Here is an 11,617-nt window from a genome sequence, read left to right as displayed (position 1 = left end):
GGGCATGGTGTTCGCCATGGTCGGCAGGGGTGGGGCCGGGGACGGCCGGGCGCCCGCCGCCGGCGCGTGTGACGGCGGACTGAAGCGCCTCGCCCCATATGCCTGACCACGGCATGCCCGTGGTCGCGAGGAACAGGATCACCGCGCCCGCGATCGCTCCGGTCGAGGCGTGGAGATCGCGCCAGAACAGGCGCCCCTGCGGGCGCCCGCGCAGCGCCAGCACCTTTTGGCCCTTGCGCGGCCACCACAGATAGAAGCCTGTGAGGCAAAGCAGGATCGTCCAGCCGGCCACGATCTCGACGAGCGTATTGCCGATGGGCCCCGTGATGATCAGGCTGTGGAGGTCCTTGACGGTCTTCATCACCCCGCCATCGGGCACATCGCCCATGACGAGGCCAAGCGCGGGATCGACGAACAGCATGCGGCGCGTGCCGTCCGGGCGTTGGACGGTCATCCGCCAGCTTTGCTCGTCATCGGCGGGGCGCGCGATGCGCGTGACACGGCCCTTGGTCTGTTGCCCGACCGCCTCGGGCTTGTAGAGATAGAGCGCGCCCGTCACCGCCATCCAGGCGAGCACGGGCAGCACGATCAGCCCGGCATAGAAATGCCAGCGCCACACGGCTCGATAGAGCGCGGGGGTCGCGATGGCGGCGAAAATGATGAACGACGCGCCCGAAAGCGCGCGGATAAGCGGCGTCATGATTGAAATTCCTCTGAACAAACGGCGGCGACCCGGAAAATCGGGCGCGAAGGGGGCTCAGAGGGTGGCGGGTGGTCCGATCGCGGGGGGCGGCGGCGCGGCGAGCCCTTGTCCGATCGCGACCGCGGCTGGAATGGCGATGATGACGGGTGCGACGAAGTGGACGGGCGCATCGAGCGCGATCGCGGGCGCATCGGCCAGCGCCATGCCGAGCCCCGCAAAGGAACAGGGCTGATCGGTCTTGGGCTCTGATTTCTGCGGCGCCTTGTCGTGGAGCGTACCGTCCCTGGCGACCCATGCCTCGACCATGCCCTGGCCGGTGCACAGCGTGATCCGCATTGCGCCACCGGCACTGGTGCTCGGCATCCAGCCCGCGGGGACGAGCATGCGCAGCATCAGCGCGCTCGCGACGATCCAGAGCGCGAACGCCCTGTTCTCTCCCGTCATCCGTGCGCGGATCGCCTGCATGGCGCGGGGCTATGCGCCCGAAATGCTGTCGACGCAACGGCTTCCCGAAGGCCGCGCAATCGCATATTGCGGGTGCATGGCGCGCGTTGGCCTGATCGAAAAGCCGTTCTTCGACGACAAGAACCGGGCGTTCTGGAACCTGCAGTCGGGCGGCTGGGCGGGCTATCTCGTGCTGCGCGCGATCTCGAGCTATTCCAACGGCCTGCCGCTGGAATCGCTGGTGCCGCTGTTGATCCATGTGGTGACGGGCTATTCGCTGACGCTGATCCTCGCCGTGGTCTTCCGCCTCGTGATCGACCGGCCGCGGCTCGTCACATGGGGCGTGTCGGTGGGCGCGGTGGTGATCGGCACATTGCTCTATGCGACGATCGACGCCTGGGTGTTCTCGACGATCAACCGGCCGACGCCGCTCGCGACCAACCTTGTCGTCGGCTACCTGTTCCTCGACCTTACCATCCTCGCGGCGTGGTCCTCGCTCTATTACGCGATCAATTTCTACCTGATCGTCGAGGAACAGGCCGACCAGCTCGTCAAGCTCGACAGTCAGGCGAGCGCGGCGCAGCTCGCGATGCTGCGCTACCAGCTCAACCCGCATTTCCTGTTCAACACGCTCAATTCGATCTCGACGCTGGTGCTCCTGAAGCAAACCGAGCGCGCTAATGCGATGCTGTCGCGCCTCTCTTCCTTCCTGCGCTACACGCTTGCCAACGAGCCCACCGCGCAGGTGACGATCGCGCAAGAAGTGGAGACGCTGAAGCTCTATCTCGAGATCGAGAAGATGCGCTTCGAAGACCGGCTGCGCACGCATTTCACGGTCGACGAGCGCGTCGCCAAGGCACGGCTGCCCTCGCTGCTGCTCCAGCCGCTCGTCGAGAATGCGATCAAATATGCGGTCACACCGCAGGAAGAGGGTGCGGACATCTCGGTGGACGCGCGGCTTGCCGGAGATCGGGTGCAGATCACCGTGTCGGATACAGGGCCGGGGTTGAACGGGGCGGTCCTCAGGCCCAGCTATTCAACCGGAGTGGGTCTCGCTAATATACGCGACCGTCTTGCCCAGGCGTTCGGGCCCGAGCATCGTTTTGATGCCGGCTCGAAACCAACGGGCGGGTTCAGCGTTGTCATCGAGTTCCCGTTACTGGTGGAAGAACAGCCGAAAGTGGCCGCATGACGATACGTACCATTCTGGTCGATGATGAACCCCTTGCGATTCAGGGGCTTCAACTGAGACTGGAAGCCCATGACGATGTTGAAATCGTCGATACCTGCCTGAATGGCCGCGAGGCCATCCGCTCGATCAAGACCAACAAGCCTGATCTGGTGTTCCTCGACATCCAGATGCCCGGTTTCGACGGTTTCTCCGTCGTGCAGGGAATGATGGAGGTTGAGCCGCCGCTCTTCGTCTTCGTGACCGCCTATTCGGATCACGCGATCCGCGCCTTCGAGGCGCAGGCGACCGACTATCTGATGAAGCCCGTCGAGCCCGAAAGGCTTGCTGACACGCTCGAGCGCGTGCGCCAGCGCCTCGCCGAGAAGCGCGGGCAGGAAGAGGCCGAAAGGCTCAAGGAAGTGCTTACCGAGGTGGCGCCCGAGGCTGCGGAGTCGATGGGCGAAAGCCATGAGGCGCACGCGTCGAGCCGCTATGAGAAGCTGATCAACATCAAGGATCGCGGGCAGATCTTCCGCGTCGACGTCGATTCGATCGAACGCATCGACGCCGCGGGCGATTACATGTGCATCTATACCGGCGACAACACGCTGATCCTGCGCGAGACGATGAAGGATCTGGAGAAGCGGCTCGATCCGCGCCGCTTCCAGCGCGTCCACCGCTCGACGATCGTCAATCTCGACCTCGTCAAGCAGGTCAAGCCGCACACCAACGGCGAATGCTTCCTCGTGCTCGATTCGGGCGCGCAGGTGAAGGTCAGTCGCTCGTACCGCGACGTGGTGGCGCGCTTCGTGCACTGATAGCGGTCGGGCTCCGGTGAGACGCGGGAGCCCGACCGATTTCACACCACGTCACGCCAGCGAAAGCTGGCATCTCCCACAGGACGAAGCGCGATCTGGTTGATAGGCCCCAGCTTTCGCTGGGGCGACGTGGTTGGAAGGGGCGCTATGCCGAGAGCGCCAGCGCAATCCCGATGGTGAGTAGCGCGGCGCTGATGGCGACGAGCCAGGGCCGGTGCCTGGCGCGGGTCAAGGGGCCCATCATGCCTCGTCGTCCTCGCTCTTCCTGGGGGGTCTGCCGCGCGGGCGCTGCTCGGGGGCGGCGACCTTGACCCCGCGCCGCGCGAGCGCTTCGCGAAGCAATATCTCGATTTGGGCGTTGACGCTCCTGAGGTCGCTGGCCGCGGCGCGCTCGAGCGCCGCGAACAGCGCGGGTTCGAGGCGCAGCGGAAACGCCTTTTTGGGAGGAGCGGCCAAGGTCCGGAGCCTTACTGGTACAGCGTGCCGGTATTGACGACGGGCTGGGTGTCACGCTCGCCGCACAGCACGACCATCAGGTTGGAAACCATCGCGGCCTTGCGCTCGTCATCGAGGTGGACGACGTTCTTGGCGCTCAGCTGCTCGAGCGCGGTCTCGACCATCGACACCGCACCCTCGACGAGCTTCTTGCGCGCTGCGATCACCGCCTCGGCCTGCTGGCGGCGCAGCATCGCCTGCGCGATCTCCTGCGCATAGGCGAGATGCGTGAGGCGGCATTCGTCGATCGTGACTCCCGCGATCTGCACGCGCTCCTGCAACTCGATGCGCAGTTCCTCGCTGACATGCTCGGCATCGCCGCGCAGCGTCACTTCCTTGTGCTCGATATCGTCATAGGGGTAGCGCGAGCCGATCGCGCGGACCGCGCTCTCGATCTGGATGTGGACGAACTGCTTGTAGTCGTCGACGTCGAACAGCGCCTGTGCGGAGTCGGTGACGCGCCATACGACGTTGGAGGCGATCTCGATCGGATTGCCGCGCAGGTCGTTCACCTTCAATTTGTCCGAGGTGATGTTGTGGACGCGCACCGAGATCTTGGTGCGGGTGAGCCAGGGGAGCACCCAGCGTAGCCCCGCGGTGCGATCGGTGCCACGATAATCGCCGAACAGCAGGATCGCCGCGGCCTGGTTGGGCTGGATCAGGTAGAAGCCCGGCAGGATCAGGATGAAGGCGAGCACCGCGACGATCATCACGGTCACGACGGTGCTGCTCTGCTGGTTGCTGGCGAACTGGATGAATCCCCAGGCCTCCGCCGCGATCGCGACCAGCAGCAGCAAAAGCATCAGATAGCCGCTCTGCGTGCTTGCCGGCCGCTCGCTGCTGGCATTGAGCGACGCGGCTGATTTCCCCTCGGTCATGTCGTCCTCCATAATTGTGATATCATCATTATATCATGAGGAGGGGTGACGCAAGAGAGATCGAACCTCTCATTGTCATTCCCGCGAAAGCGGGAATCCAGACAGTGCTGCAGCCGCACCGGCCACGTCCGGCATCGCCTGGATTCCCGCATTCGCGGGAATGACAATGAAGGGTGATGCGCAACGAAAAAGGCCGCCGGGGCATCGCCCCGACGGCCTTCGTCAACGCTTGCGGATGCGCTTACTGGACGGTGACGGTCACCGCGCGACGGTTGCGCGCCCAGCTGGCCTCGTCCGAACCCAGCGCCTCGGGGCGCTCCTTGCCGTACGAGATCACCGAGATGCGCGAGGCCGCGATGCCCAGCGACGCGAGATAGTTCTTCGCGGCGTTGGCGCGGCGCTCGCCGAGCGCGAGGTTGTATTCGCGCGTGCCGCGCTCGTCGGCATGGCCCTCGATCGTCACGCGGACGTTCGGATATTGCTGCAGCCACTGCGCCTGGCTCGACAGCGTCGCCTGATCCTCGGCATCGACATCGTACTTGTCGAGATCGAAATAGATCTTGTCCGACGAGACCTTGGCGAGGAAATCGGCCTGCGAGCCCGGCACGGGCGCGGTGCCGACGCCCGAATCGGGGGTTTCGGCCGGCTGTTCGGCCGCAGGCGGCGGCGGCAGCTGCTCGGGCGCCTTCTTGGCGCACGCGGCGAGCGCGACAAGGCTCGCCGCGAGGATGATCTTGCTACCCAGACGGGCCATTTCTTTCTCCTTTTACTACAAACAAAAATTGCCCACCTGTCGGGCGTTCTGGTCGACCAAAATCATTACGGGGTCAACCCAAACCCCGGTTTTTGGTTCCTTCGATCAGGGAAGAATGGGACCCCAGGCGGGGTCCGAACCATCGACGGGCGTCGGAATCTTGCGCTCGTTCACCCCGGTGAGGTCGACTTGCCACACGCTCGAGGTGCCGCCGCGGCCCTGACTGGTGCGGAAGAACTGGATGACGCGGCCATTGGGCGACCAGGTCGGCGCCTCGTCCTGCCAGCTGTTGGTCAGCAGCCGTTCGTCGCCGCCGCCGGGCGTCATCACGCCGACCCGGAAGTTGCCCGCCATCTTGGTGAAGGCGATCAGGTCGCCGCGCGGGCTCCATTCGGGGGTCGCATAGCGCCCGCCGCCGAAGCTGATCCGGCGCTGGTTCGAGCCGTCGGCATTCATGATGTAGAGCTGCTGGCTGCCCGAGCGATCGCTCTCGAACACGATCTGCGAGCCGTCGGGCGAGAAGCTGCCGCCGATGTCGATCCCCGGTGCGGTGGTCAGCCGCCGCGGGCTGCCCCCCGTCGCGGCGATCGAATAGATGTCGGTGTTGCCGCCCGTCGCCATCGAGAAAAGGATCGTCCTGCCATCGGGCGAGAAGCGCGGCGCGATCGTCGCGCCCGGCGCCTCGTACACCAGGCGCTGCTTGCCCGTGCCGATATCGTAGATGAACACGCGCGGGCGGCTGTTGAGATAGCTGAGATAGACAATCTGCTTGTAGTCGGGCGAGAAGCGCGGGGTGAGCGCGATCGCCTGGCCGTTGGTGATGAAGCGGTGGTTGGCCCCGTCCGAATCCATGATCGCGAGGCGCTTGGTGCGGTTCCCCTTGGGGCCGGTCTCGGCGATGTACGCGATGCGGCTGTCGAAGAAGGGGCTTTCGCCCGACAGGCGCGCGTAGATGGTGTCGGCGCATTTGTGCGCGGCGCGGCGCCAGTCCGAAGGCTGGATGACGAAGCCCTGCCGCACCAGCTCGCTGCGCAGCGCAACGTCGTAGAGATAGCAGCCCACGGTGAGGTTGCCGTCGCCATTGGCGCGGACAAAGCCCTGAACGAGCGCCTGCGCGCCCGTGCCGGGCCAGTAATCGAACTGCGGTGCGGTCACCTCGGGGAAGGAGATGGCGCGGACGCCGCCGGGGCCGACCGGACGGAAGAGCCCGCTGTTGCGGAGATCCGAGGCGACGACCTCTGCGACCTGCCGGCCGAGCGCATCGGTGGTGCCCGCCGCGGTCTGCGCGCTCTGCGGTGTCGGCATCGCGGGGATCGCGATGACGAGATCATTTCCGCTTTCGTCGGTGACGTCGACGCTGAGCTGGGCTGCCGCCGGCTGAATGGCGGTCAGCAATGCCGCGGCGAAACCGGTGGTGAGCAGCTTGAAATGGGTCATTGTGATAGCCTCTTGTCAAAACCGATCGGGCTGAGAACTTTCCATGCGTCGTAATATTGCGGCGGCAGCTTGAACGGCGACGCGAGCCGCGCTGCCTTGATCGCGCGTTCCTTGTGCAGCTGCGCCTGCGCGCGGTTGCTGGCGGTCACCCCCGTCTGGTTCAGAAACTCGACATTGGTGACCGTGCCGTCGCGGGCGAGGGTGATCTCGAGAAACGTCTTGAGCTTGTCTGCATCGGCGCCGGTGGGCGCGGTCCAGTGCGGCTTCAGCTGGCGCAGCACCTCGGCGGCGAGTGCGGACTGCACCGCCGGCCCCGCCTTCTGCGCGGGCGTGCCCGTCGCGCGGGTCTGTGTGGGTGCGTCGGTCAGACCCGCGACGATGTCGCGGCTGAGCCGGCTCTTGCGTTGCGGTTCGGCGGTTGCCTGCGGCTTGGTGGGGCTCTTGGGCGCGGGCTTGGCCGCGGCCTTTTCGGGCTTCGGCTTCTCTGCCGGCTTCTTCTCGGCGGGCTTGGGCGCCGGTGCGGGCTTTGCCTCGGCGCGCTTGAGCGGTTCGGGCTCGGGCGGTGCGGGCTGCGCCTCGGGTGCGGGCATGTCGAGCGGAGCAGGTTCGGGCGAGAGCGCGGCGGGCGGCTCGGAGATCGGATCGGGCGCAGTGCTTTCGAGCGCAACCTCGTCGGTCAGCGTCACCTCGATCGGCTTCTGCTTGAGATTGGCGGGATTGGGCGTGGCGAGAAAGCCGACCGACAACAGGCCGAACAGCACGGCATGGCCGGCAATGGCTATCCCAACCCCCGCCTTCTCGACGCGGTCCATCATCAGCCGGCCTGCTCCGCGCCGGTGGTGACGAGCGACACCTTGTTGAGACCCGCACGGTTGAGTTCGCCCATCACGCGCATCACACGGCCATAATCGAGCCCGCGATCGGCGCGCAGGAAGACCTGCGGATCCTCGCTGCCCGCCGCCGGACGCTTCGATTCGAGGATGGTGGGAAGCTCGGCCTCCATCACCTCCTGATCGTCGACGAAGACGCGGCCTTCATTGTCGAGCGAGATCTGGATCGGCTTCTTGTCGGGCTCGAGCGCGCCCGCGCGGCTGTCGGGCAGGTTCACGGGCACGCCGGTGACGAGCAGCGGCGCGGTCACCATGAAGATGATGAGCAGCACGAGCATCACGTCGACCAGCGGGGTGACGTTGATCTCTGCCATCGGCGCGCGGCGACCGCGCCCTGCGCGGGAGGGAAGGGGACCCATCGCCATCAGTTGGCCATCTCCAGTTCACGGCTGAGCGTGGTGTGGAAACCGTCGGCAAAACGGTTGAGACGCGCCTCGAGCCGGTTGATGCCGTGGCTGAAGCGGTTGAACGCGATCACCGCGGGGATCGCGGCGAACAGCCCGATCGCGGTTGCGAACAGCGCCTCGGCAATGCCGGGTGCGACGACCGCGAGGCTCGAATTCTGCTCGGCGGCGATCGCGGTGAAGCTGCGCATGATGCCCCAGACCGTGCCGAACAGCCCGACAAACGGCGCCACTGCGCCGACGGTGGCGAGGATGTTGAGCCGGTCCGACAGCTCGTCGATCTGATGCGCGACCGCGCTGCCCATCGCGGTGGCGAGGCGCGCGCGGGTGCCGTCGCGGTCGATCGCGTTGCCGCCCGTCGAGCGGCGCCATTCGGTGAGGCCGGCGTCGAACACCTTCGCGCTCGGCAGATCGGAATTACTGGTGGCGGTGTGGAAACGATCGATATCGTCGGCCTTCCAGAAGTCGCGTTCGAAGCGGTCCGAGCCCTTGCTCAGTCGCTTGAGCTTTGCCCAGAAGCCGATGATGATCGCCCAGGTCCAGATGCTGGCAAACAGCAGCCCGAGCATCACGCCCTTGACCACCCAGTCGGCCTGCATGAACAGCGCCACCGGGGACAGGGTGGCGGCATCCATATTCAACATGATCGATTCCATCGCGGTATCAATGTCCCTTCATATCAGCCGCTTGAACGCATCGACCCAGGCTTGCGGCTGTCGCCTGGGCTTCCCTTGTGGAGAGAGGAAGGCGGCGACGACGTCCGCTTCGACCAGTATCTCATCCCCGCGCATGACTCTCTGATGAATACGGCACGAAGCCGCGCGAACTTCCTCCACCGTGCTCGCCACCAGCAGATCGTCGTCCAGCTTCGCGGGACGCCGATATTTGATGCCGAGATCGGTGACCGCATAAACGCCCAGACCCGAATCCAGTGCCATGCGCTGATCGATACCGGCCTCACGCAGCATGTCGGAGCGCGCGCGCTCCATGAATTTCAGATAGTTGGCGTGATAGACGATCTGCCCGGTGTCGGTGTCCTCGAAATAGACGCGCAGCGCGAAGCGATGCTCGCGCCCGGCGAAGTAGCCGGCATAGGGTCTGTCACGGTCAATACTCGACATGGCGACAGGCTCTAGCCGCTCGATTCCGCAGGGGCAAAGCCAATTCGACGCTCGGGTGAAACGACTGGGCGGTGTTCCTTCCAGTGTCATTCCCGCGAAAGCGGGAATCCAGGCGATGCTTCAATCTACGCTGCGCTTTCCCGTCCACTTCTGGATTCCCGCTTTCGCGGGAATGACAATGAAGGCTTGCTCAGCCGTCGAACAGGCTCTCCTGTCCGGCCTCGGGGGGCGGGTTGAGCCCGAGGTGCTTCCAGCCGCGCCCGTTGAGCATCCGGCCGCGCGCGGTGCGTGCGATCAGGCCCAACTGGATCAGATAGGGCTCGATCACTTCCTCGATCGTGTCGCGCGGTTCGCTGAGCCCTGCGGCGAGGGTTTCCACGCCCACGGGGCCGCCGCGATAGATGTCGGCGATCATGGTGAGGTAGCGGCGATCCATCGCGTCGAGGCCGAGCTTGTCGACCTCGAGCCGGTTGAGCGCCGCATCAGCGGTCTTCGCGTCGACCGTCTCGACCCCCGCGACATTGGCGAAGTCGCGCACGCGGCGCAGCAGCCGGCCCGCGATGCGCGGCGTGCCGCGCGCACGCGTCGCTACCTCGCGCGCGCCATCGGGCGCAATGCCGAGATCGAGCAGATGCGCGGCGCGGCGCACCACGCTTTCGAGTTCGTCGACGGTGTAGAAGTTCAGGCGCACCGGGATGCCGAAGCGGTCGCGCAGGGGGGTGGTGAGCAGCCCCTGCCGCGTCGTGGCGCCGACCAGCGTGAAGCGCGGCAGGTCGATCCGGACCGAGCGTGCCGAGGGACCCTCGCCGATCATCAGGTCGAGCGCACGGTCCTCCATCGCGGGGTAGAGCACTTCCTCGACCGCGGGATTGAGCCGGTGGATCTCGTCGATGAAGAGGACGTCGCCATCCTCGAGATTGGTGAGCAGCGCCGCGAGATCGCCCGACTTGGCGATGACCGGCCCCGAGGTCGAACGGAAGCCCACGCCCATCTCGCGCGCGATGATCTGCGCGAGCGTGGTCTTGCCGAGCCCCGGCGGGCCGAAGAACAGGACATGGTCGAGCGCGTCGCCGCGCGACCGGGCGGCCTCGATGAAGACACGGAGGTTCTCGCGCGCCGCCTTCTGCCCGACGAATTCCTCGAGCGACTTGGGGCGGAGCGCAGCGTCGACATCCTCGGCGCGGCGGGCAGGGGTGATGAGGCGGTTGGCGTCGGTCATTTCGCCGCCTTCTTGAGCGCGAGGCGCACCAGCGCGTCCAGGCTGGCGCCGTCACCGAGTTCGTCCTCGGCCGCGGCGACCGCGCTCGAGGCTTCGGCGGGCCTGAAGCCGAGATTGGAGAGCGCCGAGACCGCGTCGGCAGCATGGCTGCCCACGGGAGCGGCCACCGCCACGCCGCCGGGGCCGAGCGCGATGCCGCCCGTCTTGTCCTTGAGTTCGTTGGCGATGCGCTGTGCGAGCTTGGGGCCGACGCCGTTGGCGCGTGCGATCATCGCCTTGTCGCCGCTCGCGATCGAGCGGTGGAGTTCATTGGGGTCGAGTGCGGAGAGGATCGCGAGCGCGACGCGGCTGCCGACGCCCTGCACCGAAGTCAGCAAGCGGAACCAGTCGCGCTCGGCCGCGGTCGCGAAGCCCATCAGCCGGATCGAATCCTCGGACACCAGCATTTCGGTGTGGATCGTGACCGCGCCCCCCGCGGGGCCAAGCACCGCCAATGTGCGTGACGAGGCGCCGACCAGATAGCCGACACCGCCGACGTCGATCACCGCATGGTCCATGCCGGTGCTGACGAGTTCCCCCCTGAGGCGCGCGATCATATTTTGTTCCTACCCTGTTCCCTCGCAAAAGGGAATCGGCTTCGTTCGTTTCTCTCACACCGTCATGCTGAACTTGATTCAGCATCCATGAACGCGGCATCGCCAGGATCTGCATCGACCGTGTTCATGGACCCTGAATCAAGTTCAGGGTGACGTCGAGGGGCCGTCAGCGCAGGCGGTGCGCGCTTGCCATATGGTGCGCGTGGGTGATCGCGACGGCCAATGCATCGGCGGCGTCGGCGCCCGCGATCTTCGCGCCGGGCAGCAGCCGCGCGACCATCGCGTGGACCTGCGCCTTCTCGGCCTTGCCGACGCCGACCACCGCCTTCTTGACGAGGCTGGGCGAATATTCGCCCACGACGATGCCGCTGCGTGCGGCCGCGAGCAGGCAGACGCCGCGCGCCTGGCCGAGCTTCAATGTGGATTGCGGATTGACGTTGACGAACACCTCCTCGACCGCGGCGCCATCGGGGCGGTGTTCGAAGAGGATATCGGTCAGCGCGGCGTCGAGCGCCACCAGCCGTTCTCCGAGAGGAGCGGCGCTGTCGGTCTTCACCTGGCCGTTGGCGACATGGCTGAGGCGATTGCCGACCGAAGTGATGACGCCCCAGCCCGTGGTGCCGAGGCCGGGGTCGAGGCCGAGGATGATCATGTTATGAGCCCCTCCCTTGAGGGAGGGGTTGGGGT

The 11,617-nt window shown here is 66.0% G+C and carries 15 protein-coding genes; 2 read left to right on the top strand and 13 right to left on the bottom strand.

Annotated elements, in window-relative coordinates:
- Together AC3WJD_RS20745 and AC3WJD_RS20740 are read right to left on the bottom strand one after the other, a co-directional pair.
- Positions 1–700: PepSY-associated TM helix domain-containing protein (locus AC3WJD_RS20745; protein WP_492748658.1), on the bottom strand; the 700-nt coding region annotated here is incomplete at its 3' end.
- Between the two features lie 57 nt (positions 701–757).
- Positions 758–1,096, bottom strand: coding sequence for a hypothetical protein (locus AC3WJD_RS20740; RefSeq protein ID WP_492748657.1), 339 nt, complete (start codon positions 1,094–1,096; stop codon positions 758–760).
- A gap of 148 nt (positions 1,097–1,244) precedes the next feature.
- Here AC3WJD_RS20740 and AC3WJD_RS20735 point away from each other — a divergent pair, with 148 nt between their 5' ends.
- Both AC3WJD_RS20735 and AC3WJD_RS20730 read left to right on the top strand, forming a co-directional pair.
- Entirely contained in the window at positions 1,245–2,339 is a 1,095-nt protein-coding gene (locus AC3WJD_RS20735; protein ID WP_492748660.1) for a sensor histidine kinase, read from the top strand.
- Positions 2,336–3,136, top strand: coding sequence for a LytR/AlgR family response regulator transcription factor (locus tag AC3WJD_RS20730; RefSeq protein WP_492748656.1), 801 nt, complete (start codon positions 2,336–2,338; stop codon positions 3,134–3,136). Before AC3WJD_RS20735 ends, AC3WJD_RS20730 begins: the two co-directional genes overlap by 4 nt.
- Positions 3,137–3,376: 240 nt before the next feature.
- On the opposite strand, the gene AC3WJD_RS20725 is transcribed toward AC3WJD_RS20730, so the two are convergent.
- From AC3WJD_RS20725 to ruvC, 11 genes are all read right to left on the bottom strand, one after another.
- A complete protein-coding gene (locus tag AC3WJD_RS20725; RefSeq protein WP_492748655.1) occupies positions 3,377–3,592 on the bottom strand; it encodes a type II toxin-antitoxin system antitoxin in 216 nt (71 codons plus the stop codon).
- An 11-nt stretch (positions 3,593–3,603) separates the two neighbouring features.
- Entirely contained in the window at positions 3,604–4,509 is a 906-nt protein-coding gene (locus AC3WJD_RS20720) for an SPFH domain-containing protein (RefSeq protein WP_492748654.1), read from the bottom strand.
- 241 nt (positions 4,510–4,750) lie between these two features.
- Positions 4,751–5,263: a peptidoglycan-associated lipoprotein Pal gene (pal, locus tag AC3WJD_RS20715; protein WP_492748653.1), complete on the bottom strand. Its 513-nt coding sequence runs from the start codon at positions 5,261–5,263 to the stop codon at positions 4,751–4,753.
- 105 nt (positions 5,264–5,368) lie between these two features.
- Positions 5,369–6,700 (bottom strand): Tol-Pal system beta propeller repeat protein TolB, encoded by a 1,332-nt coding sequence (gene tolB / locus AC3WJD_RS20710; protein ID WP_492748652.1) that lies wholly within the window; start codon positions 6,698–6,700, stop codon positions 5,369–5,371.
- Entirely contained in the window at positions 6,697–7,515 is an 819-nt protein-coding gene (locus tag AC3WJD_RS20705) for a TonB C-terminal domain-containing protein (RefSeq protein WP_492748651.1), read from the bottom strand. The genes tolB and AC3WJD_RS20705 overlap by 4 nt, the downstream gene beginning before the upstream one ends.
- Entirely contained in the window at positions 7,515–7,955 is a 441-nt protein-coding gene (gene tolR, locus AC3WJD_RS20700; protein ID WP_492748650.1) for a protein TolR, read from the bottom strand. The genes AC3WJD_RS20705 and tolR overlap by 1 nt, the downstream gene beginning before the upstream one ends.
- Positions 7,955–8,638 carry a protein TolQ gene (gene tolQ, locus AC3WJD_RS20695; RefSeq protein WP_492748649.1) on the bottom strand — a complete coding sequence of 228 codons (684 nt, stop codon included), beginning with the start codon at positions 8,636–8,638 and terminating at the stop codon, positions 7,955–7,957. Before tolQ ends, tolR begins: the two co-directional genes overlap by 1 nt.
- 30 nt (positions 8,639–8,668) lie before the next feature.
- Positions 8,669–9,115 carry a YbgC/FadM family acyl-CoA thioesterase gene (locus AC3WJD_RS20690; protein WP_492748648.1) on the bottom strand — a complete coding sequence of 149 codons (447 nt, stop codon included), beginning with the start codon at positions 9,113–9,115 and terminating at the stop codon, positions 8,669–8,671.
- A 190-nt stretch (positions 9,116–9,305) separates the two neighbouring features.
- Complete coding sequence (ruvB, locus tag AC3WJD_RS20685; RefSeq protein WP_492748647.1) at positions 9,306–10,334, bottom strand: Holliday junction branch migration DNA helicase RuvB; 1,029 nt, start codon at positions 10,332–10,334, stop codon at positions 9,306–9,308.
- Entirely contained in the window at positions 10,331–10,930 is a 600-nt protein-coding gene (gene ruvA, locus AC3WJD_RS20680; RefSeq protein ID WP_492748646.1) for a Holliday junction branch migration protein RuvA, read from the bottom strand. Before ruvA ends, ruvB begins: the two co-directional genes overlap by 4 nt.
- A 166-nt stretch (positions 10,931–11,096) precedes the next feature.
- The gene (ruvC, locus tag AC3WJD_RS20675; RefSeq protein ID WP_492748659.1) at positions 11,097–11,582 is read right to left on the bottom strand and encodes a crossover junction endodeoxyribonuclease RuvC; all 486 of its coding nucleotides are present in this window, start codon (positions 11,580–11,582) and stop codon (positions 11,097–11,099) included.
- Positions 11,583–11,617: the final 35 nt, after the last annotated feature.

This window comes from Sphingobium sp. FW306-1B-F04DB (assembly GCF_058781925.1).
Note: the sequence above shows the minus strand (reverse complement) of the source record. Positions and strands in the feature narration are given on the sequence as shown.